This is a genomic window from Novosphingobium sp. (genome assembly GCF_031424035.1).
Taxonomy (GTDB): Bacteria; Pseudomonadota; Alphaproteobacteria; order Sphingomonadales; family Sphingomonadaceae; genus Novosphingobium.
The window spans coordinates 1-26,693 of the sequence record NZ_JANPGP010000054.1 but is presented as its reverse complement, the minus strand read 5'-3'; the positions used below and the strand labels follow the sequence as shown (position 1 = coordinate 26,693).

21 protein-coding genes are annotated in these 26,693 nt (G+C 62.6%); 16 read left to right on the top strand and 5 right to left on the bottom strand.

Going from position 1 to position 26,693, the window contains the following annotated elements; translation table 11 throughout:
* Positions 1 to 15: 15 nt before the first annotated feature.
* Together RMO89_RS08255 and RMO89_RS08250 are read right to left on the bottom strand one after the other, a co-directional pair.
* On the bottom strand, positions 16 to 1,422 hold the full coding sequence (locus tag RMO89_RS08255) for an acyl-CoA reductase (RefSeq protein ID WP_310532436.1): 1,407 nt from the start codon (positions 1,420 to 1,422) through the stop codon (positions 16 to 18).
* 25 nt (positions 1,423 to 1,447) lie between these two features.
* The gene (locus tag RMO89_RS08250; RefSeq protein ID WP_310532434.1) at positions 1,448 to 2,797 is read right to left on the bottom strand and encodes a hypothetical protein; all 1,350 of its coding nucleotides are present in this window, start codon (positions 2,795 to 2,797) and stop codon (positions 1,448 to 1,450) included.
* A gap of 98 nt (positions 2,798 to 2,895) precedes the next feature.
* Between RMO89_RS08250 and RMO89_RS08245 the strand changes: the two genes are divergently transcribed.
* Complete coding sequence (locus RMO89_RS08245; protein ID WP_310532433.1) at positions 2,896 to 3,831, top strand: SDR family oxidoreductase; 936 nt, start codon at positions 2,896 to 2,898, stop codon at positions 3,829 to 3,831.
* Positions 3,832 to 3,840: 9 nt separating this feature from the next.
* Here the strand turns inward: RMO89_RS08245 and RMO89_RS08240 are convergent, their stop codons facing one another.
* Positions 3,841 to 4,830: a cytochrome D1 domain-containing protein gene (locus RMO89_RS08240; RefSeq protein WP_310532432.1), complete on the bottom strand. Its 990-nt coding sequence runs from the start codon at positions 4,828 to 4,830 to the stop codon at positions 3,841 to 3,843.
* Positions 4,831 to 4,936: 106 nt separating this feature from the next.
* On the opposite strand from RMO89_RS08240, the gene RMO89_RS08235 reads away from it, so the two are divergent.
* The 8 genes from RMO89_RS08235 (at position 4,937) to RMO89_RS08200 (ending at position 15,088) form a co-directional block, all read left to right on the top strand.
* Positions 4,937 to 5,560, top strand: coding sequence for a TetR/AcrR family transcriptional regulator (locus RMO89_RS08235; RefSeq protein WP_310532430.1), 624 nt, complete (start codon positions 4,937 to 4,939; stop codon positions 5,558 to 5,560).
* A 136-nt stretch (positions 5,561 to 5,696) separates the two neighbouring features.
* Positions 5,697 to 6,986, top strand: coding sequence for a cytochrome P450 (locus tag RMO89_RS08230; protein ID WP_310532429.1), 1,290 nt, complete (start codon positions 5,697 to 5,699; stop codon positions 6,984 to 6,986).
* Complete coding sequence (locus tag RMO89_RS08225; RefSeq protein WP_310532428.1) at positions 6,983 to 7,783, top strand: SDR family NAD(P)-dependent oxidoreductase; 801 nt, start codon at positions 6,983 to 6,985, stop codon at positions 7,781 to 7,783. Before RMO89_RS08230 ends, RMO89_RS08225 begins: the two co-directional genes overlap by 4 nt.
* Before the next feature lie 154 nt (positions 7,784 to 7,937).
* Complete coding sequence (locus RMO89_RS08220; RefSeq protein WP_310532427.1) at positions 7,938 to 10,454, top strand: TonB-dependent receptor domain-containing protein; 2,517 nt, start codon at positions 7,938 to 7,940, stop codon at positions 10,452 to 10,454.
* Positions 10,455 to 10,569: 115 nt separating this feature from the next.
* The gene (locus tag RMO89_RS08215) at positions 10,570 to 11,385 is read left to right on the top strand and encodes a glucose 1-dehydrogenase (protein WP_310532426.1); all 816 of its coding nucleotides are present in this window, start codon (positions 10,570 to 10,572) and stop codon (positions 11,383 to 11,385) included.
* Entirely contained in the window at positions 11,366 to 12,979 is a 1,614-nt protein-coding gene (locus RMO89_RS08210; RefSeq protein ID WP_310532425.1) for a hypothetical protein, read from the top strand. Before RMO89_RS08215 ends, RMO89_RS08210 begins: the two co-directional genes overlap by 20 nt.
* Before the next feature lie 80 nt (positions 12,980 to 13,059).
* On the top strand, positions 13,060 to 14,586 hold the full coding sequence (locus RMO89_RS08205) for a hypothetical protein (protein WP_310532423.1): 1,527 nt from the start codon (positions 13,060 to 13,062) through the stop codon (positions 14,584 to 14,586).
* A gap of 37 nt (positions 14,587 to 14,623) precedes the next feature.
* A complete protein-coding gene (locus RMO89_RS08200; RefSeq protein ID WP_310532422.1) occupies positions 14,624 to 15,088 on the top strand; it encodes a VOC family protein in 465 nt (154 codons plus the stop codon).
* 53 nt (positions 15,089 to 15,141) lie between these two features.
* On the opposite strand, the gene RMO89_RS08195 is transcribed toward RMO89_RS08200, so the two are convergent.
* Positions 15,142 to 15,465 (bottom strand): 2Fe-2S iron-sulfur cluster-binding protein, encoded by a 324-nt coding sequence (locus tag RMO89_RS08195; protein ID WP_310532421.1) that lies wholly within the window; start codon positions 15,463 to 15,465, stop codon positions 15,142 to 15,144.
* A 29-nt stretch (positions 15,466 to 15,494) separates the two neighbouring features.
* Positions 15,495 to 16,763 carry a cytochrome P450 gene (locus RMO89_RS08190; RefSeq protein WP_310532419.1) on the bottom strand — a complete coding sequence of 423 codons (1,269 nt, stop codon included), beginning with the start codon at positions 16,761 to 16,763 and terminating at the stop codon, positions 15,495 to 15,497.
* 851 nt (positions 16,764 to 17,614) lie between these two features.
* Here RMO89_RS08190 and RMO89_RS08185 point away from each other — a divergent pair.
* The 7 genes from RMO89_RS08185 to RMO89_RS08155 form a co-directional block, all read left to right on the top strand.
* Entirely contained in the window at positions 17,615 to 18,193 is a 579-nt protein-coding gene (locus RMO89_RS08185; RefSeq protein ID WP_310532418.1) for an ANTAR domain-containing protein, read from the top strand.
* Positions 18,193 to 19,401: an ABC transporter substrate-binding protein gene (locus RMO89_RS08180; protein WP_310532417.1), complete on the top strand. Its 1,209-nt coding sequence runs from the start codon at positions 18,193 to 18,195 to the stop codon at positions 19,399 to 19,401. The genes RMO89_RS08185 and RMO89_RS08180 overlap by 1 nt, the downstream gene beginning before the upstream one ends.
* A 217-nt stretch (positions 19,402 to 19,618) precedes the next feature.
* A complete protein-coding gene (locus RMO89_RS08175) occupies positions 19,619 to 21,049 on the top strand; it encodes a CmpA/NrtA family ABC transporter substrate-binding protein (RefSeq protein WP_310532415.1) in 1,431 nt (476 codons plus the stop codon).
* A gap of 34 nt (positions 21,050 to 21,083) precedes the next feature.
* The gene (locus tag RMO89_RS08170) at positions 21,084 to 22,094 is read left to right on the top strand and encodes an ABC transporter permease (protein WP_310532414.1); all 1,011 of its coding nucleotides are present in this window, start codon (positions 21,084 to 21,086) and stop codon (positions 22,092 to 22,094) included.
* Between the two features lie 2 nt (positions 22,095 to 22,096).
* Positions 22,097 to 23,779, top strand: coding sequence for an ABC transporter ATP-binding protein (locus RMO89_RS08165; protein ID WP_310532413.1), 1,683 nt, complete (start codon positions 22,097 to 22,099; stop codon positions 23,777 to 23,779).
* 54 nt (positions 23,780 to 23,833) lie between these two features.
* Positions 23,834 to 25,087: an alginate export family protein gene (locus tag RMO89_RS08160; protein WP_310532412.1), complete on the top strand. Its 1,254-nt coding sequence runs from the start codon at positions 23,834 to 23,836 to the stop codon at positions 25,085 to 25,087.
* A 244-nt stretch (positions 25,088 to 25,331) separates the two neighbouring features.
* The coding region (locus tag RMO89_RS08155) for an FAD-dependent oxidoreductase (protein ID WP_310532411.1) at positions 25,332 to 26,693 on the top strand (1,362 nt) is incomplete at its 3' end.

Below are 26,693 nucleotides of genomic sequence, written 5' to 3'. Positions count from 1 at the left end.
GGCGCGCTTTCGCCCTCAGGCGTCGCCGTGGCAGCCGTCCTCATGCGCCATCCAGTGGACGAAGCGGTGCAGCGGATACATCGCATCGTGCGGATTGCCGATGGTTGAAGGCCCTGCCTCTCCGAGCCGGACCGTCCGCTGCGCGCCGCCGCTGGCCAGATGGTCGCGCAATTGCGGGATGCGGCTGAACGGCCACACGCCTACGGTCTGCGTGGTGACATTGACGTATTTCATCGCCTGCATCAGGTCATCAACGCGGACCACATTGGCGGTCTTGCGCAGTGGGTGGAAGTCCACGGGCTCATCGGAGCGGATGGCAATGCCGCGCCCATCGGAGGCGCCGAACACTGCGTAGTCCTCGTCCATCAGGCGCAGGGTGTCGATTTCTTCCTTGAGCGCCATGTCGAGCGGACGCGGCTCGCCTTCGCCGGTCCGGTCGATCCGCAACCGTTCGGCCAGCGCGCGGCTATAGCGGTCCGCTTGGTCCTGATCCGCCTCGATGAAGGTGAAGCGGCTGCACACGCAGGCTTCCTGATTGAGAATCGAAACGTCCTGAGCATTGAGCTCGGCGACCTGCCCAAGCGTTTCGTCATCAGCAAACGCCTCGCGCCCGACCATCGAGATCGACGTCTTGGGATCGAACGACACCAGCTGGAAACCCGGGCCGATGTACTTCATCACATTGCCGATCGCGTCTCCGCCGCCCCAGGCGACCAGCTTGTCGAAATACTGCGGGCGGTAAAGCACACGCTCAACTGCCTCGTCGCCGCCACGCCAGTAGACGGCTGACATCGAACGCAAGACGGGATGGTCGGGATCAACTTCGGCCATGATTTGCAGGAACATGACAGTGGTGAACGGATCGGCGGACGGCATCTTGAACAGGTTGACCGCCTTGACCAGCGCCCCCTGCGCCAGCGAGCGGATGCCCATGCCAGGCGAATTGCCCGGCAGCACGTGGATCAGCCGCGGCGGATAGGCGCGCACGAAGCTGCGGCGCCCGGTATGGTCGGCCTGCGGCACCCATTCGTCGAGCGCCCTGGGATTGGCGAAGTTCTTCTCCACCACTTCGGCCATCGATTTGTGATCGAGGTAGGAGGCTGCTTCGCGGATGGCCCCGGCGACTACGGCGGGCGGTTGCAGGCTGACCCGCGCCATCCGCTCGATGCAGGCCTCGACCGCCGGGTTGCCTTTGGCCAGCAGCTTCTGTCCCGCCTCGGCGAGGAAATCCATGATCTCCGCCAGAGGCACATTGAGCAGCGGCGGCAATTCGGTGCGCGGATGGACCAGCGCGTTCAGGTGCAGCTCGGGCGTTGCAAAGGCAACGCCAAGGTCGCGGGACCGGTGGATCGTGTCCTGCCCCTCAACCAGCTTGCCGCGAACGAAAAACGGGGCTGGCTGCGGCGTGTCTTGCATGTCCATGTCAGGTTTCCTCTCAGGACGCTGTTCAGGTCAGGCCGCGAACGTAGGCATCGACTGTGCCAGCGCAGCCGATCTTGTCATCGCCTTCCAGATCGGCGTAGCGGACGATCGAATCGCGGATTGAGGGCGAGGCGGCTCCGCAGGCGCAGGGGCTGAAATCAACCTCGATCTGGTCGCCCGAGATGACCCCGCCCCAGCGGCCGTCCATCGACAAGTCAAAGAACGCCGCGCGTCCCTGAACCTCGCCCTGGTCAAGCGGCAGCAGCGTGCTGCCTTCCTTGTCGAGCGGCAGGCAGACCAGCCAGGCGGGCACGTGATAGCGCCCGCCGGCCTGGCAGCGCGGCATCGAAGTCTGGATCTCCTGCATGCCGTACATCTGGTAGGTGTAGGCGGGCGAGAGTTTGAAGGTCTCGTAGATGAATTCCTTGTAGTCGGCCGGCACCTGCGCGCGCTTCAGGCCGCCGCCAAGAAAGACGCCGTTTTCCGGGTTGAAGTCCTTGCCGGAAAAGCCCCGGTTGCGCACTTCGGCGGCCAGCTGGTAAAGCGGGCCCCACATCGCCATGATCATCAGCCGGTCGCCGCGGCGCGCGAGGATGTCATCCGCCGCCCGCGACAATGCGCCATCCAGCGCGGCCTGACGCTGGGCGGACTCGCGGTCGTATTCGGCAATCTCCTCTGGCAGCGCAGAGCCATCGGCCACGGCCTTGCGCAAGGCAATCATGCGCGAGATCGAACCAACGGTGATCGGCGCTGCATCCGAGGGCGGGGACAGCTTGGCAAAGTCCGCGAAGGCGCCAATCAGCGCCGTGCCGGTGGCCGTGTTGCGCGGCGAATGCGCGGTCGCGCCAAAGCTTGCGACGGTGCGCTTGTCGCCGGCGCGGATGGCCGAACCCCACTGGACCGCCTCGACGCCTTCCCGGGCGGCAAAGTCCAGATCCGCACGGGTTGCGTTGAGCACGGCGGGCTTGCCGGTCGTACCGCTTGAGCAGGACACGAAATGGCCAGCATCGCCGCAAGCCCTGACCCAGTCGTCCATATCGGCAACTTCGCCGAGATCGACGGTGTCGGTCGGGTAGGCAGAAACGGTGCCAAGCCAGCGGGTCAGCCGGTCCCAACGTTTGTCGGCAAGGAATGACTCGGGATAGCTCTTGTAAGCGGTGTGCGGCAGCAGCAGCGGCACGACATCCTCGAGCCTTTGGATTTCAGTGATGCCGGCCTCGTCAGCACGCAGGCGCAGCAGCTTGATGCGGCCCACTGCAGACTGAAACCGCTCGTTCAGCGCGGCGATTTGCGTCTCGCGCAGATCGAGCGCCGAAACATCGAAACAGGTTCGCCACGGCATGTGAGCCAGCAGACGCTCAACGTTCTCTCCCACGGCATTCTCTCCCTGATTCGTTCGGGACAGCTTACAGAGGTATTTACGTTATACAATGGAATATATAATGGTATCACCAATCAAGTAGGAGAGCAGGAATGACGAAAAACGGAAAGCCCGCGAAAACAGCGCAATATGTGCGGCAAGAGGGTCGCACCGCCGTTGTCACTGGCACTGGCGGCCTGGGCTTCGAGGTGGCCACCAAGCTCGCCGACCTTGGCGCGCGCGTGATAATCGCGGGTCGCAATGTGCAGAAAGGGCAAGATGCCGTGGCCCGGATCGGAGCAGCAGTTCCGGGAGCCGACGTAAGGTTCGAAGCGCTCGACCTTGCGTCGCTGGCTTCTGTCAAAGACTTCACTGGGCGGATGGCGGCGCGAGGCGGGACGATCGACCTGTTGATCAATAATGCCGGCATCATGTCGCCGCCCCAGCGGCGCGTTTCGGCCGACGGTTTCGAAGCGCAGTTCGCTACCAACCATCTCGGTCACTTCGCGCTGACCGCTGGGCTGTTGCCGCTGTTGCGGAAGTCAGCCTCGGCGAGGGTGGTTAGCGTAACCAGCATTGCCCATCGCTATGGCCGGATGGACTTCGATGACTTGCAGAGTGCGCGCATCTATAAACCGGGAGTCGCCTATTGCCGCTCAAAGCTGGCTGTGGCGCTTTTTGCCCGCACCTTACACCAGCGCGCCCGGGCACAGGGTTGGACGCTGGCCAGCATGGCGGCACATCCCGGGTTCGCCGGGACGAACCTGTTCGCGGCCGAGGGTGGGCCGAAGAGCCTCATGACGCTGCTGTCCACCCGCCTGCTCGTTCCCCTGTTCGGGCACTCGGCTGCGGCCGGGGCCGATCCGATCCTGCATGCCTGCCTGTCACCGCAAGCCGCGAGCGGTCAGCTTTATGGGCCTACCGGCTTTCTGGAGATGAGAGGCGCGACGGGCGAATGCTCCTTTGGAGCGAGCGCGCTCGACGATGAGGCCGGTGAGCGGTTGTGGCGGCTTTCGGAGGAGTTGGCCGGGGTTTCCTGCGGCGTATGATTCAGCTGCTCATGGCTCCCTGTCAGGCACCGAGCAGTTGCCCTTGATCACCGCCAAGCCATCGCCGCCCCTGCCGGTCGGAATTCGGCGCAGCACTTTGCCGGCGCGCAGGTCCACTTCGGCAATCTGATCGCTGCCGGTCTCGGCGACATAGGCAATGCGCGAATTGCTGCTGATTGCGATCGTCACCTGCATCGCCCTTGCCGATCCGTTCAGCTTGATCGTCCGCATCGGGCGCCGCGTCCGGACATCGAAGAGGCTCAGCGTGCCTGACTGGAAGTTCGACGCCACGGCGGTTTTGCCGTCGGGGGTCATGGCCAGGCGAATGGCGAAGGGGTCTGTGGGAAGCGTCGCGGCAACGGTGCCCGTGGCCAGATCGATCACGCGCACGCGCGGGCCGGAATGATCACCAACCCAGAGTTCCTTGCCGTCGCGGGTGATCGCAATCGCTTCGGGATTTCCGCCGGTGGCGATGTCGCGCAGTTTGATCCTGCGATCCAGATCGATGACGGTCACCGATCCCGACAGGATGTTGGCCACATAGGCGCGCCGCCCATCGGGTGAGACTGCCAGCATGTGCGAGCCGCGCTGACCTGTCGCAACCGAGGCAAAACTGCCGTCACGCGGATCGACCAGCGCAACCGAATTGCTGCGATCAAAAGTCACGGCGATCCTACTGGCTGAAATCCATGCAATGCCGTGAGGGCCGGCATTGGGCGCGAGGTCGATTCGGCGAACCAGCCGCTGCTCGCGGATATTGAACAGGTCGATCGATGTGCCGCCATAGGCGACGACGGCTGCCTGCCTGGCGTCCGGGGAAATCGCAATTTCGTGCGGAGCCTTGCCCGTGCTGACCCGGGCGCATTGCTTGCCCGATTTCAGCGAGATGAAACTGACGGTGTCTTCGCCCTTGTTGCCAACGACCAGCACATCTGCCGATGCCGGGCCGCTGACCATTGCCGCAAACAGGAGGCTGGAGGCGAGGTTTTTAAAGCGCATGCCGTATCTCCCAAATTCTCCGATGCCGGTCGCACCTTGAAACTCTAGTGGGCCGAGTGATGGCGCAGGCTTGCACAAATGCCTGTTTCTGCGCCAGAGCAGTCTCATGCCTGAAACAGCTCGCCCTCGCCGTGGAATAAGCGATACTGTGTCGCATAACCGTCCGACACCGTCATCGTCAAGGTCGAAGGACCTGCGCGCGGTGCGTTCGGGTCAGGCGCTGCGCGAAGCGCTGCTGGCGCTGTTGCCGAACACGGCATTCGACCAGATCACCGTCCGCGACATCTGCAACCAGGCCGGCATCCATTATGCCACCTTCTTTCGTCATCATGAGACGAAGGAAGCGCTGCTCAACGATATCGCCAAGGAGCAGATCCGCGAACTCAACAACCTCACGCTCGCCATCCGCGAGGCCGACAGTTACGAGGCCGGGTTTCGGGCGCTTTGCCAATTCGTCGCCGATCACCGGACCCTGTGGGCGACCCTGCTGAACGGCGGCGCTGCCTCGGCCATGCGTGAGGAGTGGCTGCACCAGTCACAACTGGTGGCAGCGCAGGAAGCGCAAGTGAACAGCTGGCTGCCGAAGGAACTCGGCACGATCTGCGCCGCCACACTGATTGCCGAAACACTGGCGTGGTGGGTGGCCCAGCCCGAAGGTGCCTACAGCGTCGAAGCCGTGGCCCAGATCCTTTACCGCATGCTCGTCACCTCGGTCATCAGCCCCGACTGAGCGGGCTGGTCGCTCTCCCCCAAAACGACATTGCACCCTTTCGACTTATGCGCCATAATGGCGCATAAGTTTTGTGACAGAGCTCGCTTGCCCGGATAATCCCGGACACAGCCGGCCTGCGCCGGGAGATTTCAGAGTGACCAGGCTTGAAGACCGCGATTATTTCACCGACTTTGAAATTGCCCGCGAACCCTATGCGTTTTTCGATGCGGTTGCCCAGCACGGACCGGTCTATCAGCCCGAAGGCCGCGACTACCTGATCGTCACGGGGTTCGACGAGGCGGTGGAGATCTTCAACAACCACCGCGATTTCTCGGCGATCATCGGCCTTGCCGGTGCTGCCGCGCCGCTGCCGTTCGTGCCGCAAGGGCTGGACATTACCGATCAGATCGAAGCGCACCGGCCGCAATTCCTCGGCGGCGATCTTGTCGTCAACCTCGATGATGATGCCCATACCCGGCTACGGGGATTCATGAACCGGCTGTTCACGCCCTCGCGCCTCAAGGCGAACGAGGCGTTCATCGCCGCCTATTCGGAGCAGATGATCCGCCGGGTGGTCAGCCAGGGCCAATGCGACCTGATCAAGGAAATCGCGACGCCGTTCGTTACCATCGTCATCGCCGACCTGCTGGGCGTGCCGGAAGAAGATCGCGACACCTTCATGGCGATGATCGAGGCTTCGCCCGCCCCCGGAAATCTCGACAGCAGCCTGAATGATCTGTCGCGCACTGATCATCCGATGCTGGCCATGGCCGGCTATTTCGCCCGGTACATCATGGAGCGTCAGGCAGCCCCGCGCGAGGATATCCTCTCGGAACTCGCTCATGCCGAATATTCCGACGGCACCAAGCCGACCATGGTGGACCTGATCTCGCTCGGCACCTTCATGTTCGGCGCGGGCCAGGACACAAGCGCGAAACTGTTGGGCAATGCGGTGCGCCATATCGTCGACGTGCCGGGCCTGCAGGATAAGCTGCGCGCCGACCCATCGTTGATCCCCGCGATGATCGAAGAGATTCTGCGGCTGGAAGGTTCGACCAAACAGACGGCCCGGCTGGTCCGCCGTGATACTCGCATCGGTGACTGCGAAGTGAAAGCCGGCACGCGCATCCTGCTGGCTATTTCAGCCGCGAACCGGGATGCTGATCGCTGGCAGGAGCCTGACGCCTTCAATCTGGACCGGCCCAGGATCAAGGAACACGTCGCGTTTGGCCGCGGCAAGCATACTTGCGCAGGGGCGCCGCTGGCGCGCGTGGAAGTGCGCGTCATTCTCGAGCAGTTGCTCAAGCAGACCTCGCTGATCGAGATCGATGAAAGCCAGCACGGATTGCCGGGCAGCCGCACCTTCGAATTTGAACCCAGCTTCATCATTCGCGGACTGTCCCATCTGCATGTCCGGTTCACACCGGCGGAGGCCCCAGCTTGAACGCCTCCTTCTCAGGACAGTCTGCCCTTGTCTGCGGCGGGGCGGGCGGGCTCGGCGGCGCGACAGCGCGGCGGCTGGTCGAAATGGGCATGGGCGTGGTCATCTTCGAGCCCGACGCCGACCGGGCGGGTGCATTTGCGAACGAACTTGGTGCGCGGGCCGTGGCCGTGGCCGGAAGCCATAGCGATGATGAAGCGATCCACCGCGCGATCGGGGAGGCTCGCCGAATTGGCGACTTTCGCGTCTGCGTGAATGCCGCCGGGGTCGCGATAAACTCCCCCGCCATGGCTGACGCGAGCGGCGTGCCGCATGGCATGGATGTCTTCCGCGATATGCTTGATCTGCATCTTGTGGGGCCGTTCAACGTCTCGCGCCTGTGCGCCGCAGACTTTGCTGCGAATGAGCCCGACGGTGATGGTGGGCGCGGCCTGATCGTCAACACCGCTTCGACCGCGGCCTATGACGGTCAGGCGCGGCAAGTTGCCTATGCGGCAGCCAAGGGCGCGATCGTCAGCATGACCACCGCGATGGCACGCGACCTTGCGGAGATCGGTGTGCGGGCGAATGCGATTGCACCTGGACCGATCCTCACGCCTCGCCTCGCCGCAGCACCTGATGCCATCAAGGCGGCGCTCACGGCCAATGTCGCCTTTCCCAAACGGTTCGGCCATGCCGACGAATATGCCAGTCTGGTCGAGGCGATGATCCGCACGCCATTTCTTAACGGACAGACGATCCGGCTGGATGGCGGCCTTTCAACGCCGCTGACAACATTCGCAGCGTCTCCCCGGGGTTGAGGGATAGCCAAATTTCGCGGCTCAGCCACTTTATGCAATATTGTGTTGCATAACTCCTCTGACGGATTTATGCGTCACCTCACTGCATAAAATTCTGCCGAGCACCAACTGCCGGCAATTTCGAGGGAGGGGAATTATGCGAGTTTTGCGTTCCATGGCACTGGCGGGGATCAGCCTGCTAGCCATTTCGGCACCGGCATTCGGCCAGTCGGCAGATGAATCCGCAGATGAGGGCCTCAACAGCGATCAAACCATCATCGTCCAGGCCCGCCGCCGCGATGAAAGCGTGCAGGATGTGCCGCTGGTCGTCAACGCGGTCACTTCGGAGCAGCTTGGCAAGCTGAACATCCGCGACGTGCGCGAAATCACTTCGGTTGTTCCGGGCCTGTCGCTGGTGTCGAACGCCAACGGCATCGGTTCGTCCTCGTCGATGCGCGGTGTCAATCATGACGTGAACGTGTCGGGCAACAACGGCACGATCCAGTATTACGTCAACAACTCGCCGGCCAGTTCCAACCTCGCGCTGCAGGCGATCTTCGATATCAGCATGATCTCGGTGGAACGTGGTCCGCAGGGAACGCTGCGTGGCCGCTCGACCCCGTCGGGCGCGATCAATATCGACTGGCGCAAGCCCAACCTCAGCGAGCCCGGTGCCTCGATTTCGCTTACGGGTGGATCGGGTCACACGCGCAACGTCCAGTTCGGTGTCGGCGTGCCGATTATCAAGGACATGCTGGCCATCCGCGTCGCCGGTCTGGTTGATGAAGGCCAGGGCAACCGCGTGTTCAGCGTCAACAACACGATCCCGCCCAAGACCAAGACCGAAGCCATCCGCGCATCGGCGGCCTTTGAGCCGACCGACTGGTTCAAGGCCGGCGTGACCTATCAGGGCATGCGCTTCAAGGCGGTGCAATACGACCAGGTGCAATCCATGAGCGAGGTCGTCTCCGGCTTTGCCCTGCCGGCGACCCAGCAGTCGATCACGGCAAACATCGCGCCATTCGGCGTCCCATCGCTCGGCACATCGCCCGCTGGCAATTACGGCACGATCTCGCTGGCAGACCGCAAGGCCGTGATGTTCACGCCGCGCTTCGTCGAGACCAATTTCCAGTTCTGGCAGTGGAATGCGGAGGCGGATTTCGCCGGGCAGCGCCTGATCTACGTGGGTTCAGACACCAAGACGCAGTTCCACCCGACAACCAATTCCGACCCGGGCGCGATCTGGCCGACGCTGGTGCTGCAGCAGGACACCCGGACCTCCAGCAACGACACCACGCATGAAATCCGCCTGCAGAATGACGAGCGCGTGGCCGGAATCTTCGATTACGTGATCGGCTACTTCAATCAGAAGGGCGGTTCGACAACCGAACTGACCTCGCAGACCGTGCTTGAGGGCTATGCGCCGATCTTCGCGGGTTCGGGCAACCTCCAGCTGTTCAAGGTGGCCAACATCGTCAACGCCACGCCGATCTATCTGGCGCCGGGCACCGGCAAGGAATCGTCATTCTTCGGCAACATCACCGCGCACATTGGCGAGGCGACCGAAATCTCGGGCGGTCTGCGCCGGATCAATTTCAAGAACAATGCGCTGGGTCTTTACATTAGCTGTACCCCGGCCACATTTGCGGCTGGCGCGTGCACGGTCACGCCGAACACCAACAACAACTACGACATCAACAAGACCGTCTACAGTGCATCGATACGCCACAAGTTTACCGATGACATCATGGTCTATGCCGCCACTGGCAGCTCGGCGCGTCCGCCGGTACGCGCGATCGGCAACTTCTCGATCGCTTACTCGCCGATCGAGCTGATCCACACGACCTTTGGTGCGGAAACTTCGAAGTCTTATGAAGTCGGCTTCAAAACGGCCTGGATGGACCGCAAGGTCCGTTTCAACGCGACCTATTATCATCAGGACTTCCAGAACTACCCGTACCGGGCTGCCGGCGCGGGCGTCTATTACGTCAACATCAACAGCAGCAACCAGGCCAACCGTTCGCGCTTCAACTTCATCAGCGCGGTGCCGGTGAAGGTTGACGGTGTCGAAGCCGAACTGGCGCTCAATCCGATGGATGGCCTCAGCATCGGCACGACGCTGAACTGGTCGAAGAGCGTGATCGACAAGTCGGCGAAAATTGCCTGCACCGACGTCAACAAGGACGGCATTCCCGATACCGCCGTGCCGACTCTCGCCCAGATGCAGGCCGCCTATGGCACCGAGCACCTGGCGCAGTGCGGCGCGCAGGGTTCGGCCACCTTCCTGCCTGAATGGAGCGGCACGGTGCAGGCGGAATACAACGCCAAGCTGACCGATGGCCTCGATGGCTATGTCCGCGGGCTGTTCGCCTGGAAGGGTTCCACCCGGGGTGACGAGTTCAACGCCTACGACGACGTTGGCACTTACGGCCTGCTCAACCTCTACGCTGGCCTGCGCGCACCGGACGGTTCGTGGGAAGTGGGTGGCTACGTCAAGAACGTCGGCAACGTGACGCGGCTGGCATCGGGCGACGGTTCGCCGCTCGACAGCTCGACCACGCTGCTTCGCGTTGCGCCGGGCAACCCGCTGCCGTTCGGTTCGCAGACCTACTCAAGCTATTACCGCGGCGTTTCGGTTACCCCGCCGCGCGAATTTGGCGTCAGCATGCGGTTTGCCCTGGGCGCCCGCTGACGACGTAACGAGGCCTCCCTCCCAAGGGGCCGGGGCGGCGACTTCTCGTAAGTCGCCGCCCTGTTCAATTGGGGGCGAGCGCCAAAGCCTGTTGCACAAATGAAAGTCGATACAGATGCTGGAATTGAACGACGCGACTGAAACGCCGCTGGTGGATCTGCTCTCCCTTGCCGGGCGCACTGCCGTGGTGACCGGCGGCGCTCAGGGGCTCGGCAAGGGCATTGCCCGCCGTTTTGCCGAAGCCGGGGCCAATGTCGTGATCGGGGATCGTAACCTCTCAGCGGCGCAGGCAGCAGCTGCGGACCTGTCGGCCCGTTATGGAGCCAAGGTTATCGCCGCCGCGCTCGACGTGTCCGACGAACAATCAGTCGCCGGGTGCGCGGCAACTTGCCTCAAGCAGTTCAGAGCCATCGACATATGGGTCAACAACGCCGGCGTCTTTCCCGCCCTGCCGATCAGCTACATGACCCTAGCGGACTGGGAGCAGGTCTTTGCAGTCAACGCGCGCGGCACGTTCCTCGGTGCTCAGGCCGCGTCGTGCGCTATGGCAGAGCGCGGCGGCGTGATCATCAATGTCGCGTCGCTGGCAGGGATCAAGGGCATCGCCCCGGCCTTGTCGGCCTATGTCAGCTCCAAGCACGCCGTTGTCGGCCTTACCCGCCAGCTGGCGATAGAGCTCGCGCCGCAGCGCATCCGCGTTCTGGCTATCGCCCCCAGTTTCATCGTCACCGAAGGCAACCTCGCCTTGATGCAATCAGCACCGCAGACGGCGGAGATGGCTGCCGAAGATATCCCTTCGATGCTCCAGTCGAAGCTCGGCCGGGTCGGCGTGCCTGATGACATTGCCCGCGTCGCGCTGTTTGCGGCGAGCGATATGGCCCTATTCATGACCGGGACGACGCTGGTCGTCGATGCCGGTGAATCAGCGTAACGTCAAAGGACCGAGCATGGCACAGCACCGCTTCTCGAACCTGATCGCGACAGCTGCCCTGCTGACTTGCGGCTGGATGGCGGCTTCGCCGGCGTGGGCGGAAGATGCTCTGAAGGTTGCACGTCTCAGCCAAGTCGCCCGAGTCGATCCGTTGTTCCAATCGTACAATGTCGAAATGGCCGAGGTCGTAGGCGGTCGCTTCTGGGCACCATTTCCCGAAGCCGGAGAGCTTGCCGCGCCAGCGAACACGCAAGTTAGTGGCGGACTCGCGCTCGATGCCGGGCTGTTCCGGCAAAGGCCGCCCGCCGACCTGAGCAACCGGCGGCTTCGCGTGATGGCCAAGGCTCTGGGACCCGCCTATGTCCGAGTGAGCGGATCTTGGGCCAATACCACTTACTTTCAGGACGATGACCGTCCGCCAATGGTCAAGCCGCCGGCCGGGTTCCAGAACGTCCTTACCCGCCGACAATGGAAGGGCGTGATCGATTTTGCCAAGGCGGTTGATGGCCGCATCACGACGTCCTTCGCGGTCAGCGCGGGCACAAGGGACGCTGTTGGGCAATGGACGCCAGATGAAGCTCGCAAGCTGTTGCGCTATACCCGGTCCGTCGGTGGCCGGATCCATTCCGCCGAACTGATGAACGAGCCGAACCTCGGCTTTGTTTCCGGCCTGCCAACCAATTATCAGGCAATGGACTTTGCCAGGGATGTGGCAGCATTCGCAGCATTTGTACGCACTGAGGCGCCCGGACTGAAGATGGTCGGCCCGGGCTCAACTGGTGAAACCGGCGTCGCTCTTTTCGCCAACCGGGGAATTCCCACCGAAGCCCTTCTCGCCACCGAGCCACGCGCCAAATTCGATATCTTTTCCTACCATTTCTACGGAGCGCGTTCCGAGCGTTGTACCAAGTTGGCGCCAGCAAGCGCCATCCGGCCGCAAGATGCCTTGAGCGAAGCATGGCTGAGCCGGACTGATGCCGCTCTTGCGTATTACAAGGCTGTGCGCGAAAAGCATATGCCGGGTGCGCCGATCTGGCTCAATGAAACAGCACAAGCGTCCTGCGGTGGTGATCGATGGGCCAGCACCTTCCTCGACAGCTTCCGCTATATCGACCAACTCGGCCGGCTGGCAAAGCAGGATGTCGATGTTGTGTTTCACAACACGCTCGCAGCAAGCGATTATGGCCTGATCGACGAGGCGACGCTCACGCCCCGTCCCAGCTTCTGGGCAGCGGTACTGTGGCGGCGGCTGATGGGTCCCATCGTGCTTGATGCGGGCGTAAAACGCGACGGCTTGCACGTATATGCCCATTGCCTCGCCAAGCGAAAAGGCGGTGTCGCTTTGGCCGTGCTCAATCTTAATTCCGAACATCTGGACAAGCTGTCCATTCCTCTCGGCGGTCTGCGTTACACGCTGACGGCGCCTGACATTCAGAGCCGCACGCTTGAATTGAACGGACGGGGTCTTTCGCTGCAGCGTAAGGATAAAATGCCAGTAATGCAGGGTTCGCCGACGACCGGTTCGCTGTTGCTTCCGCCAGCCAGCATAACATTCGTTGCCTTTCCACAAGCACGCAACCCGGCCTGCCGATGATGCGCCTGCTGTTGATACGCTGAAAAGATGCAACAGGGTTTCGCTCCTACTCCGGTGCACATGTGGATGGAGTCTAAGTCATGAACCGTTTTCCAGCCTGTCAAGGCCTGTACAAATCGGCCTCGCTCGCTGCGCTGCTTGCGCTGGCAGGCTGCGCAACTCAATCGGGACATTCATCGGGTGTCTTCTCCGCGCTACCCAGGGTCGCGCAAGTCGATGAACGGTTTCAGTCGTACAACGTCGAAATGGTCGAAATCACCGGAGGGCGCTTCTGGGCGCCCTATGGCGGCGCCAAGGGCGAGATGTACCGCATGCGCCCGCCGACTGACCTCACCGATCCGCGGCTGATGGCGATGGCTCGGTTGCTCGGCCCCGCCTATATCCGCATCTCCGGCACATGGGCCAACAGCACCTATCTGCCCGCTGAAGGCGAGACGGTTTCCGCGCCGCCGCCCGGGTTCAACCAGATCCTCAAGCGCGATCAGTGGACCGGCCTGGTCAAGTTCGCCCGCGCTGTCGATGCGAAGATCGTTACCAGCTTTCCCGCCAGCCCCGGCGCGCGCAATGCCGATGGAAGCTGGAACCCGTCGCAGGCGCAGCGGCTGCTTGATCTGGCCCGGCAGGCTGGCGGCGAAATCCACAGCGCCGAGCTGTTCAACGAACCGACGATCCCCCCGCACGGTGCGTTCCCCAAGGGATACAAGGTCGACGACTTCGCGCGCGACTTTCGGATCTTCCGCGAGTGGGCAGGCAAGGCCGCTCCGAAGATGAAGCTGGCCGGGGCTGGGGGCACGGCGGAAGGTTCAATGATGAAGCATAGCGCGCAAGGCGATGCGATGGGCTTCCTGCAATCCGAGGATCTGCTGAAGGCAAATCCCGGCAGCCTCGATATCGTCTCCTACCACTTCTACGGCAATGTTTCGCAGCGCTGCGGATCGCCGCCAAGCCTGAAGGATCAGGCGCTGTCGGATGACTGGCTGGACCGCACCCTGCTGGACGAGGCGTTCTATGCCGCGCTGCGTGATCGCTATGCGCCGGGCAAGCCCCTGTGGCTGAATGAAACCGCACAGGCGGCATGCGGCGGCAGTCCGTGGGCGTCGACGTTCCTCGACACCTTCCGCTACGTAAACCAGATGGGTGTGCTGGCGCGCAAAAACGTGGCGGTGATCGCGCACAATACGCTGGCGGCATCGGACTATGGCCTGATCGATCAGGATACGCTGACGCCCCGTCCCAATTTCTGGGCGGCCGTCCTGTGGAAGCGCACCATGGGCGCAACCGTACTCGCTGCTCCTCCCGCAATTGGCGGCAAGGTCCGCCTGTTCGCCCACTGCCTGCCGGCGCGCAAGGGCGGAGTTGGCCTGGTGGCCGTCAACACCGGCGATGCGGCGGAGCTGCCGCTGGCCAATCCGGGACAGGCCTGGGTGATGACGGGTGCGCCGATTGATACGCGCGCGGCTCAGGTCAACGGTGTGGTCCCGTTGATCGCAGCGGACGGCAAGGTCTCGGGCCTAGATGGCGTGAAGGTGGCTGGCCGGATGGCCTTGCCGGCTCAGTCGGTGACTTTTGTCTCGATGCCGTCCACCAACAATTTTGCCTGCCGCTAATTCTGTGCGGCACGGTGCAATGGGGAGTACTCTCGCAATGAAGTCGCTGATCGCTGCAGCCGCAGGGCTTGGCCTGCTTGCCGTAAGCCCCATCGCAGCGCAGCCGGCAACTGCGCCCGCCGCTGCTACACCTCCACGGATCATCATGCTGCGTTTTTTCGTGGCCGACATCGCGCGGGGTGAGGCATTCTATGCGAAGGTCTTCGGCATGAGGACCGTGCAGAAGCTTGGCGAAGGCGTGCGTATCATGGTCTTCCCGGGCAGCCAGTCACCGGGGATAATTCTGATCCAGAGCCCCGAAGAAAGGACCATGAACGGCAGTTTCATCATCCAGGTCGACGATCTTAACGACACGCTCGCAAGGGTTGCCGCCAATGGTGGCAAGCTCAAAAACACGAAGTTCGAGCAGAAGATGGGCTCGGAAATCGGACGTTCCAGCCATTTTTACGATCCCGACGGCAATGAGATCGAAGTTCTACAGATGAGCCCTGCCAAGAAGTGACAGGATTGCGGCACCCGGGTCAGGAGCCCGGGCGCTGCTCTTGTCCCCGGCTGTCAGTAATGCTGGCTGTCGGGCAGGCCGAGCTCCATGCCGTCCATCTCTGGCGTGACGCGGGTCTGGCATGAAAGGCGCACACCGTCGGTCGTGTCCTGGGAGAATTCGATCATCTCCGCCTCGCTGTCCTTCGGTTCGCCGAACACGTGCCGCCAGGCCTCGGGAACATAGACCCGGCAGTTGCCGCAGGCGCAGTTGCCGCCGCAGTCTGCAGAGATGCCCGCAACCCCGCCATAGCTTGCGGCCTTCATCAGCGACAGGCCTTCCTCGGCCTCAACCTCGGTGCGTGTGCCATCGTTTTCGACGAAAGTAATCTTCACCATCGCGGTATCCTTTATATCGCTGGAACCGGTCAGGCCGGGTCGAATTCCATCCATTGTTCGGTCACGCCGAACAGCGAATAGTTGGGCAGGTAGGTGAACTGGCGCGCGCCGCGCGGGCCGTGTTTTGCATCGCTGATGTGGATGTTCTTCATCCGGGCGAGCATTCGCTCCACAGCCACCCGGCCTTCGGCGCGGGCCAAAGGTGCGCCGGCGCAAGCATGCAGTCCGCGCCCGAAGGCAACGTGCGTGCGGCCGTTCTTGCGGTCGATATCGAACTTGGCCGGATCGTCGAAGCGGCGCGGGTCGCGGTTCATCGCCAGAGTGTTCAGCATTACGTGCTGGCCGGGCTCAAATGTGAAGTCGCCCACTGTCACCGGACGACGGACATAGCGAAACGTGCTCTTGGAGGTGCCGAACAAACGCAGCGTCTCATCGACGAAATCGGCGATGCTGGCCGGCTCTGCCCGCAGCCGGTCGGCAAGGCCGGGATCGTCCGATAGCTGCCGCAGCATTGAAGCGAAAAGTTGGACGGTCGTATCCTGCCCGGCACCGAACAGGAAGGTGGCGAGGCCGACGACTTCCTCGACCGTAGGCAGGGTGCCGTCGTCATAGCGCTGCTCGGCCATGCGGGTCAGGATGTCGTCACGTGGCGCGGCGCGGCGCTCGGCGATGTACTGGTAAAAAGCCATGCCCATGCGCGCCAGCGGGTTGGTAGTCATGTCAAACGTGCCGCCAAGGCTGCCGGGCAGCTGGCTGGGGTCAGCCGACAGCGAGCGCACCATCTCGTTGTCTTCCTTGGGCACGCCCATCAGGTCGGCAACGGTCAATTGCGCGAAGGGCGCGCCGAAATCGGTGACGACATTGAACGTGCCCTTGTCGATGAATTCATCGATAATCTGATCGGCGAGGCCATACATGTACTGCTCGTTGGCCTTGAGCCGGGCCGGGGTGATGATGCCGTTGAGGATCGTCTTGGCACGGGCGTGCTCAACCTCATCCTGAGTCATGATCGTGCCGAGGTAGGCGTTGGCATTGCGGCAGGCATCGATCTGATCGTCGATTGGCTTGGCAGGATCGTAGTCCATCGGTAGGTAGGGGCCAGTCACGGTATTGATCGCCGAGAAGTGGATGTCATCCTTGTAGATCGCCACGCCTTCGTCATAGCCGGTCACGCCGATAACATTGTGCAGGTCCAGCGGAGTGATCGGCCCGCGCGCGCGCAGGTCCTCGAAATAGTCGAATGGCTTTTGCGCCACGGCATTGTCAGTGAAGACATCGGCAGTCGCTAGGTCGGTCATGCATCCCTCCGGTCTGGTGCGGCGGATGATTCTCCACCTGTTACATGTGCGATACAATGGCGCATATATTAGCCATTGATGCAGATCAACTGCGCGGAAGGTGAGTTGGGGGTAGTAAGGGAGTCTGTGAGCGCTTGCGGAAAGTGTCGTCATTGTGCTGCGCGATCACCCACGCCTTGGGCTCAAATAGATAATGGCCTTGAGCGGGTTAGGGTTGCGATTAGGGTCGGCGCACCGATTTATATTTATATCTAGCAATTACAGCATCAAATTAAGAAGGTTCGAATCCCTCCCGCTCCGCCAGCGACCCCCAGTACCAGTCTCTGTGAACAGGGTCTCCGCGCAACGCCGCGGTGTGCGGGGGCTTGCGCGGCCCAAACCGGATCAGCGCGGGGATGTTGCTGCTATCTCAGCGCGGCACTGTCAGGGCAATGTGGCACGCGGTGCAATGCGCTGATATCCAGCGCGCTTGAGCCGCAAATCCAGAACCAAGCCGCCTAGCCCATTCCGGTGTTTCAATTCGTCGCCCGAGGTGATCCGGCTCGTGGTGATGATGTAGGTTCGCTTTCCGCTGTCGCTGCGCAATGTCGAGGACCTACTGTGCGAGCGCGGGATCGATCTCTGCCACGAGACCGTTCGACACCGGTCGAACCTGTTCGAGTCATAGTTTGCCGCAGAAATACGGTGCCAGCGAGTAAGGCTCATGAAGGGGGCTTCCGTCAGTGGCGCTGGCACCTTGACGAGGTCTACGTGACCCGAAGCGATACGCCTTGATATACCCACAAATCGGCAGGACGCAGGAAAGCAAACGTTGCTTGCATTCTCTTGGCGCTGCATTGCACAATAAACCGATGCGAATTGCAATTGTCGATGGAAGCGCCACGCGGGCTGCGGTGATCCGCGAAGGTCTTGCCGCGTTCGGCGATTGTGAGACTTTCGTCGTTACTGAACGGCGCGGCATGGTTGCGCGGATCGAGGAAATCGCGCCCGACATCGTATTGATGGACCTTGGTAATCCTTCACGGGACGTACTTGAGGAATATTTCGCCGTCAGCCGTGCGCTCGACCGGCCAATCGCCATGTTCGTCGATGACAGCGATGACGAATCGATCGCGGCCTCAATTGACGCAGGCGTCTCGTCCTACGTCGTCGATGGACTAGCGGCGCATCGTATCCGGCCGATCCTCGATCTGGCGGTAAGACGGTTCAATGCCTTTTCGCGGCTCCAGGCCGATCTTGCCGAAGCCAAGGGCAAGCTGGCTGAGCGTGAGACAATCGACCGGGCCAAGCGCATCTTGATGGACAGCCGCGGCTGCAGCGAACCGCAGGCCTATACCGAAATGCGCAAGACCGCGATGGATCAGGGGCGTCGGATTATCGACATTGCCGAGGCTGTGGTCACCGCTCACCGTCTTCTGGGAGGAAACTGATGGCCCGCGAATTCTCCATCGGCTTTCTTCCGCTGGTCGATGCGGCGCTGCCGATCCTTGCGCACGAGCATGGCTTTGCAGAGGCCGAGGGCCTGACCATCCGCATGGTTCGCGATACCAGCTGGGCCACGGTGCTCGACCGCCTGCTTTACGGCCATAGCGACGCCGCGCACATGGTCGCACCGCTGGCTATTGCGACGACGCTGGGGCGCGGGCGCCCGGCGGTGCCGCTGTCTGCTCCGTTCGTGCTGGGTCTCAACGGCAATGCCGTGACCTTCACCACCGCGATTGCCGACCGGATTTCACCCGGCATCGGCCTTGGCGATCCGGCGGAGGTCGGGCGCAAGCTCGCCGAACTGGCGGCAGAACGCCTGGCCGCAGGCAAACCGCTGCGCTTTGGCGTGGTGCATCGCTATTCGAGCCACAACTACATGCTGCGCTACTGGCTCGCCGCCTGCGGCATCCGCCCGGACCGCGATGTCGAGATTGCCACCGTGCCGCCGCCCTTCTGCGCCGACGCGCTCGAGGCGGGCGAAGTTGATGCCATCTGCGTGGGCGAGCCGTGGAACAGCGTGGCGGTTGAACGCGGGGCCGGGCGGATCGTGCTCGCCACCGCGCAGATATGGCGGCGCGGCCCGGAAAAGGTGCTCGCCCTGCGCGAACCGGTGATGGCCGAGCGCCGCGAGGAGGTCGAGGCCCTGATTCGCGCGCTGATCGCGGCGGGCCGGCACTTCATCGATCCGGAAAACTGGGAGGCCAATGCGGCAATCCTTGCCCGTCCAGCCTATCTTGATGGGTCCGCCGAGCTGATCCAGCGCGCCATTGCCGACCGCCTGCTGCTCGCCAAGGGCACCGAGCCGGTGCATTATCCGGACTTCATGTTCCAGTATCGTGAGGCAGCGAACTTCCCCTGGGTCAGCCAGGCCGAGTGGCTCTACACCCAGATGGTGCGCTGGGAAGGCACGCCGTTCAGTGCCGATGATGCCGCCCGCGCTGCGCGGGTATTCCGGCCGGACGTGTATCGTAGCGCGCTGCTCGGCACGCAGGAGCCGCTGCCGGGGGCAAGTTCGAAGGTTGAAGGCAGCCTGGAAACTCCACTCGCGGTGGGCACCCAGCAAGGCCGGATGACGTTGGAAAGCAATGCTTTCTTCGATGGTGGGGTGTTCGATCCTTCGTCGCTTGAACAGTATCTTTCGCACCTGCCGTAAAATTTCTGCTGCACCGCAATAAATTTCGCTTGCGTCTGATCGGGCGAATCGCTTACCCAAAGGGCACAGGAGCGGAGTGACCCAAAGCCGGGTCGCACTCGTCCGCCCTGTATCATTCACATGCGTGGCAACGGTGCCGCCCGATTTGGCCTCCCTTCAGGAGACCAGTTCGAGGCGGCTTTTTGTTGTTTGCGCTTCGGTAACGGGGAACGGCGCGATGACTACGGTTCACAGGTTCGGGTTTGATCGGCGGGGAATGTTCGCGGCGCTGCTCGCCAGTGTGGCGCTTGCCGGATGCGGCGGCGGCGGCTCGAGCGCTCCGGCTGACACCAGCGATATCGCCAAGGTTGCCGCTGCCAAGGGCATCGAAAAGTCGAACCTCAAGCTCGGCTTCATCAAGCTGACCGACATTGCCCCGCTGGTCGTCGCCAAGGAAAAGGGCTTCTTCGCCGAAGAAGGCCTCAACGTAACGCTTGAACCGCAGGCCAACTGGAAGGTGCTTCTCGACGGCGTGACCGGCAGCCAGCTTGACGGCGCGCACATGCTTGCTGGCCAGGTGCTTGCCTCGGCCGCCGGCATCGGTGCCAAGCAAAAACTGATCACGCCTTTCAGCCTCGACATCAACGGCAAGGCCGTGACGATTTCGAACGAAGTATACGGCATGATCGCCCCTACCCTGCCCAAGGGTGCCGATGGCAAGGTTGCTCACCCGGTCTCGGCCGCCGCACTCAAGCCCGTCGTCGCCAAGTTCAAGGCGGACGGCAAGCCGTTCAAGATGGGTATGGTTTTCCCGGTATCGACCCACAACTATGTCCTGCGTTACTGGCTCGCAGCGGGCGGCCTAAACCCCGGCTATTACCTGCCCGGCGACACGGCTGGAACCACCGGCGCGGAAGTCCAGCTTTCGGTCACTCCGCCGCCGCAGATGCCGGCAACGCTGGAAGCCGGCACGATCAACGGCTTCTCGGTCGGCGAACCGTGGAACCAGGCTGCGGTAGCCAAGAAGATCGGCGTGCCGATCATCGTCGATCCCGACATCGCCGGCACAACGGGTGACAAGGTCTTCGGCCTGACCGAGGAATTCGCCACAAAGAACCCCAAGACGACACAGGCTATCGTTCGCGCGCTGATCAAGGCTTCGATGTGGCTTGATGCCGAGGGCGGCAAGAACCGGGCCGAGGCGGTCAGGCTGCTCGCTTCACCGAAATATGTCGGCGCCGATGAAAAGGTGCTGATGGCATCGATGACCGGCAAATTCACCTTCGGCGATGGCGACACCCGCGACACGCCGGAATTCAACCTGTTCTTCGACCAGCAGGCCAGCTATCCCTTCTGGTCTGACGGTATCTGGTTCCTTACCCAGATGCGCCGCTGGGGCCAGATCGCCGAGGCGAAGCCTGACCAGTGGTATCTCGATACGGTCAAGGCCGCTTACCGCACTGACCTCTACGATACCGCCGCCGCCAGCCTGGTTGCTGAAGGCAAGATCCCGGCTGACGCCTTCCCCAAAAGCGATGGCTATCGCACCTACACCCGCAAGGCGATCGACGGCGTGGCCTTCGATGCGCGCAAGCCTGCCGCCTATGCCGCCGGGTTCGCCATCGGGCTGAAGGATGGCCAAAAGGTCAGCGCCGCCGGCGTCAAGTAACGCGCAGCAGCCGCCCAGACAGGGAATCATAGACATGAATGCCGCCCCGCTCAGGAAAGAAGAATTTGCCATGACCGACGAAGTGGACCCGCCGGTCGAGGCAGAACCGTCAGCCAGCCCAGCTGCTGAAACAAGGCTTCCTTCCCGGGCGGACGCGCTGCTCGCCAAGCTGCCGCCGGCCCGCGACATCTATGATGCCGCCTGGCCGCCGGTTGCGGGGGTACTGATATTCCTTGGTCTCTGGGCGGTGCTGGCACCGACGGTGAAGACCTCGCTTGGCGCCTTGCCCGGTCCCGGCGATGTCTGGACGGCCTTTGTCGGCCTGATGGGAGAGGCTTCCGCGATCCGTGCCGACGCTGCCGTGGCCGAGGCATCCGGTTCGAGTTATACCGGCCCGCCGAGCTTCATCGACCAGATCTTCACTTCGCTGCAGACGGTAGGCCTCGGTTTCATCCTTGCTTCGCTGGCCGCCGTGCCTCTGGGCCTCATTGCCGGGATGTCCAAGCGCGTGAACGCCGCGATCAACCCGATTGTCCAGATCATGCGCCCGGTCAGTCCGCTGGCCTGGCTGCCGATTGTAACCATGGTGGTTTCCGCCTCCATGGCCGGGGGTGATGAGAGCCTGATGCCTAAAAGCTTCGTCATCTCGGCTGTCGTGGTCATGCTCTGCTCGCTGTGGCCGACGCTGATCAACACGGCGATCGGCACGGCCTCCATCGACAAGGACCTGATCAATGTCGGCCGCGTGCTCAAGCTCGGCTGGGCAGCGCGCCTGACCAAGCTGGTCCTGCCAAGCTCGCTGCCATACATCTTCACCGGCATGCGCCTGTCGCTCGGCACGGGCTGGATGGTGCTGATCGCCGCGGAAATGCTCGCGCAGAATCCCGGCCTCGGCAAGTTCGTCTGGGACGAGTTCCAGAACGGCAATGAAAAGTCGCTCTCTCGCATCATGGTCGCCGTGGTTGTCATCGGCCTGATCGGCTTTGCCCTCGACCGGGTGATGATGGCGCTCCAGTCCTTTGTCAGCCGCAACCGGACGTTCTGATCATGACCCAGACACCCATCCTGTCCCTGAAGGGCCTTACCAAGCGCTATCATTCGAAGAGCGGCATCAGCGAAGTGCTCGGCGGTATCGACCTCGATGTTCGCGAAGGCGAATTCATCGCCGTGCTGGGCTTCTCGGGTGCAGGCAAGACCACGTTGGTTTCGGCCATCGCCGGACTGCTTGAGGCGGACGAAGGCGAGATCCTGTTGCGCGGGGAACCGATTGATGGGCCAGGCAAGGATCGCGGGCTGGTCTTTCAGTCCTACTCGCTGTTCCCCTGGCTCACGGTCGAACAGAATGTCGCACTGGCCGTTGATGCCGTCCACAAGGACCGTTCTGCCGCAGACCGCGCCGCGCTGGTGAAGCAGAAGGTCGAACTCGTCGGCCTTGGCCACGCCATGGACCGCAAGCCGGCGCAGCTTTCCGGCGGTATGCGCCAGCGCGTCGCCGTGGCCCGCGCGCTCGCCATGGAACCCGAAATCCTGCTGATGGACGAGCCGCTCTCGGCGCTCGATGCCCTCACCCGAGCCAAACTGCAGGACGAGATCGAGCGTATCCGCAAGGAAGAGAAGCGCACGATCATCCTCGTCACCAATGACGTCGACGAGGCGCTGCTGCTGGCGGACCGGGTGGCTGTGCTCACCCCGGCCCCGTCGGCCCGCATCGGCCAGATCTTCGACGTGACGATACCGCGTCCGCGCGACCGCGAGGCGATGAACGATGACGTTGATTTCCAGGCGCTGCGCCTTCAAATCGTCAACTATCTCGGCTCGCTGGTGGCGGACAAGCAGGCACAGGGCAGCGACTCCGGCAATCTTCCGAGCGTTATGCCGCTCGATCTGGCGCCCTTGCCAAAGGCTTATCTTGAGGCTGCGAAGGGCCGCAATGCCCGGCGCTATCTGGAATTCTACAACCTCCACAAGGTCTATCCGACACCCAAGGGTCCGCTGACCGTGGTCGAGAATTTCAACCTGCTGATGGACAAGGGCGAGTTTATTTCGCTGATCGGCCATTCGGGCTGCGGCAAGTCGACCGTGCTGACCATGGCGGCGGGGCTCAACCCGATCAGCAAGGGTTCAATCATCCTTGATAATCGCGAAGTCGACATTGCCGGGCCCGACAAGGCCGTGGTGTTCCAGGCGCCAAGCCTGATGCCATGGCTGACCGCGCGGCAGAATGTCGCCCTTGGTGTGGAGCGGGTCTATCCGCATGCCGCCAAGGCCGAGCGCCGTGAAATCGTTGACTATTACCTTGACCGGGTCGGTCTCGCCGATGCCAAGGACAAGCTGGCAGCGGAAATGTCGAACGGCATGCGCCAGCGCGTCGGCATCGCCCGCGCCTTTGCCCTCAGCCCGCGTCTGCTGTTGCTCGACGAGCCTTTCGGCATGCTCGACAGCCTGACCCGCTGGGACTTGCAGGACGTGCTGGTCGAGGTGTGGAACCGCACCAAGGTCACCGCCGTCATGGTTACCCACGATGTCGATGAGGCGATCCTGCTGGCCGACCGCGTGGTGATGATGACCAACGGTCCCAACGCGACGATCGGCAAGATCCTCAAGGTTGACCTGCCGCGCCCGCGTGACCGCAAGGCGCTGCTCAAGGACCCGCAATTCTATGCTTACCGGCAGGAGGTCCTGCACTTCCTCGCCGAATACGATCACGGACCGAACGAAAAGGCGGCCTGACACTATCCCGGGGGGGATGCCTGAGAGCGCCAAGGTTCTCAGGAGGGAAATTCGATGAAGAAACTGCTGTTGACGGCGACCGCACTCGCGGCGTCGATCGCCCTTGCACACCCTGCGCTCGCAGCTCCGGGTGATCCGGTGAAGTTGGGCGGCGGGCTGTCGCTCGATCCGATCGTAGATATGCGCCTGCGCTATGAGGCAGTCGACCAGCCCGCGACCGATGCCGATGCAGTGACCCTGCGCGTGCGTGCCGGGGCCGAACTCAAGCACAAGTCGGGCCTTTCTTTGCTCGCCGAGGCCGAAGGCACGATTGGCATCCTGAACGACTATAACGCCTTCCCCTTTGCCATCGTCGATAGCCAGCGCCGTCCCGCCTTCTCGGTGGTCGCCGATCCGATGAATGTCGAGCTTAACCGCCTGCAATTGCAGTACAAGTCGAAGCCCTTCACTGCCACCGTAGGCCGCCAGCGCATCAACCTTGATGACCAGCGTTTTGTCGGCTCTGTCGGCTGGCGCCAGAACGAGCAGACCTTCGATGCCGTGCGCGCCGAAGCCGCACTTGGCCCGGTTTCGCTCGATGCGACCTATGCGATCAGCCAGCGCACGATCTTCGGCGTCGATGCCGGTCCGCGCACCGAATTCGAAGGCGACTTCGTATTCCTCGGCGCCGCGGCAAAGCTTGGCCCGGTGCAGGTCAAGGCGTTCAGCTATCTGCTCGATTTCGATGCCAAGGAACAGGCAGGCGCGCTCGCCACGACCAATGCCGATACCCAGACCTGGGGCGCGCGGGCGACCGGTTCGTTCAAACTGGCACCGAAGGCCACGCTGAACCTTGCTGCCAGTTACGCCCGGCAGTCCGGCTATCAGGACAATCCGGTCAGCTACGGCGTTGATTACATCGCTGCCGATGCCGGGCTTGCCTTCGGCGCACTGGGCGTCAACGCCGGTTATGAAAAGCTGGGCTCCAACGGCACGCGCGCCGTGCAGACGCCGATGGCCACGTTGCACAAGTTCAACGGCTGGGCTGACCTGTTCCTGACCACGCCCGCTGCCGGTATCGAGGACTGGTATGGCGGCGTGTCGTACAAGTTCGCCAAGCTCAAGGCACTGCCGGGGCTCAATGCGGCGGTGACTTACCACCGGTACAACAGCGATTTCGGCTCGGTTCATTATGGCGATGAGTGGAACGCCAGCCTGGGCTTCAAGCTCAAGCGCGTAAGCATTCTGGCGAAGTATGCGGGCTACGATGCTGCCGGACTTGGCGTCGATACCAAGAAGTTCTGGCTGCAACTGGAAATGTCCTACTGATGGGAGAGGGAGCCGCGCGGGATCTGCGCGGCTCCCATTTTTGCTGCACTGCAAAATAACGCTTGCCAGCGGGGGCAGGTTTCCCATAACCTGCACCTGACTCGGAGATTACGCCGCCCAAGGACGGGCGGATCAACGCCTCCGGACAGACAATCTAACCACGCGTGGCAACGCAGCCGCCCGTACCGCTCCATTGGACCGGTTCGAGGCGGCTTTTTTGCGTGCGCGTTTGAAGGAGACCACGGTGAACGCGCCTGCGACATTCGACACGAAAAGCTTGAACGGCGGCAGCGCCGAGCGGCTTGTCGTCATCGGCAACGGCATGGCCGGCTGCCGCGCGGTGGAGGAAATCCTCGCCCGCGATCCGGCCCGCTATTCGGTCACCATCTTCGGTGCCGAACCGCGCGTGAATTATAACCGCATCATGCTTTCACCGGTGCTCGCAGGCGAAAAGGCCTTCGAAGATATCATCATCAACGGGGACGACTGGTACGCCGAAAACGGCATCACGCTCGTCTCAGGCGATCCCGTCGTGTCGATCGACAGGACCAGCCAAGTTGTCATAGCCCAATCGGGTCGCACCGAGGCCTATGACCGTCTGCTGATTGCCACCGGTTCCGATCCCTTCATCATCCCGGTGCCGGGCAAGGATCTGGCGGGCGTTGTCACCTTCCGCGATCTCGATGACGTCGACCGGATGCTGACTGCAGCCGAAAAGGGCGGTTCGGCCGTGGTCATCGGCGGCGGCCTGCTCGGGCTTGAAGCAGCGCACGGACTTTCGCTGCGAGGCATGACGGTTTCGGTGATCCACCTGATGCCGACGCTGATGGAGCGCCAGCTTGATGAAGCCGCCGGCTTCCTGCTCAAGAGCGAACTCGAACGGCGCGGCCAGACCATTGTTACCAATGCTGACACGGCGGAAATCATCGGCAAGGACGGCCACGTCTCGGCGGTGCGCCTCAAGGATGGCCGCGAGTTTGCTGCCGACATCGTCGTCATGGCGGTGGGCATCCGTCCTGCCACTGCACTGGCCAAGGCCGCCGGCATCGATGTCGAGCGCGGCATCATGGTCGATGATCACATGGTCACCTCCGACCCGGCGATCATGGCCGTGGGCGAATGCGTCCAGCACCGCGGCGCCTGCTACGGCCTCGTCGCCCCGCTGTGGGACATGTGCCGCGCGCTCGCCGATCACGCCACCGGATCGCCCAGCGGCTACGAAGGCTCGGTCACCTCGACCAAGCTCAAGGTTTCCGGCATCGACCTGTTTTCCGCCGGTGACTTTTCGGGCGGTGACGGCGCCGAAGACATCGTCATGCGCGATGCCTCGCGCGGCGTGTACAAACGCGTCATCGTCAAGGACGACCGGCTGGTCGGCGCGGTGCTCTATGGCGATACCGCCGATGGCTCGTGGTACTTCGACCTGCTCAAGAAGGGCGAGGATGTTTCCGGCATCCGTGAGGCACTGATCTTCGGTCAGGCCTTCGCCGCCGGGGGCGCCCTCGCGGACCCTAATGCCGCCGTTGCAGCGCTCTCGGACGACGCAGAAATCTGCGGCTGCAACGGTGTGTCCAAGGGCAAGGTCGTGGGCTGCGTGCTCGGCGGG

Bases quoted from the DNA above. Each gene is read 5' to 3' on its own strand.
- RMO89_RS08255 (WP_310532436.1), bottom strand. From the start codon at position 1,422: ATGGACATGCAAGACACGCCGCAGCCAGCCCCGTTTTTCGTTCGCGGC.
- RMO89_RS08245 (WP_310532433.1), top strand. From the start codon at position 2,896: ATGACGAAAAACGGAAAGCCCGCGAAAACAGCGCAATATGTGCGGCAA.
- RMO89_RS08240 (WP_310532432.1), bottom strand. From the start codon at position 4,830: ATGCGCTTTAAAAACCTCGCCTCCAGCCTCCTGTTTGCGGCAATGGTC.
- RMO89_RS08235 (WP_310532430.1), top strand. From the start codon at position 4,937: ATGCCTGAAACAGCTCGCCCTCGCCGTGGAATAAGCGATACTGTGTCG.
- RMO89_RS08220 (WP_310532427.1), top strand. From the start codon at position 7,938: ATGGCACTGGCGGGGATCAGCCTGCTAGCCATTTCGGCACCGGCATTC.
- RMO89_RS08215 (WP_310532426.1), top strand. From the start codon at position 10,570: ATGCTGGAATTGAACGACGCGACTGAAACGCCGCTGGTGGATCTGCTC.
- RMO89_RS08210 (WP_310532425.1), top strand. From the start codon at position 11,366: ATGCCGGTGAATCAGCGTAACGTCAAAGGACCGAGCATGGCACAGCAC.
- RMO89_RS08205 (WP_310532423.1), top strand. From the start codon at position 13,060: ATGAACCGTTTTCCAGCCTGTCAAGGCCTGTACAAATCGGCCTCGCTC.
- RMO89_RS08200 (WP_310532422.1), top strand. From the start codon at position 14,624: ATGAAGTCGCTGATCGCTGCAGCCGCAGGGCTTGGCCTGCTTGCCGTA.
- RMO89_RS08195 (WP_310532421.1), bottom strand. From the start codon at position 15,465: ATGGTGAAGATTACTTTCGTCGAAAACGATGGCACACGCACCGAGGTT.
- RMO89_RS08190 (WP_310532419.1), bottom strand. From the start codon at position 16,763: ATGACCGACCTAGCGACTGCCGATGTCTTCACTGACAATGCCGTGGCG.
- RMO89_RS08185 (WP_310532418.1), top strand. From the start codon at position 17,615: ATGCGAATTGCAATTGTCGATGGAAGCGCCACGCGGGCTGCGGTGATC.
- RMO89_RS08180 (WP_310532417.1), top strand. From the start codon at position 18,193: ATGGCCCGCGAATTCTCCATCGGCTTTCTTCCGCTGGTCGATGCGGCG.
- RMO89_RS08175 (WP_310532415.1), top strand. From the start codon at position 19,619: ATGACTACGGTTCACAGGTTCGGGTTTGATCGGCGGGGAATGTTCGCG.
- RMO89_RS08170 (WP_310532414.1), top strand. From the start codon at position 21,084: ATGAATGCCGCCCCGCTCAGGAAAGAAGAATTTGCCATGACCGACGAA.
- RMO89_RS08165 (WP_310532413.1), top strand. From the start codon at position 22,097: ATGACCCAGACACCCATCCTGTCCCTGAAGGGCCTTACCAAGCGCTAT.
- RMO89_RS08160 (WP_310532412.1), top strand. From the start codon at position 23,834: ATGAAGAAACTGCTGTTGACGGCGACCGCACTCGCGGCGTCGATCGCC.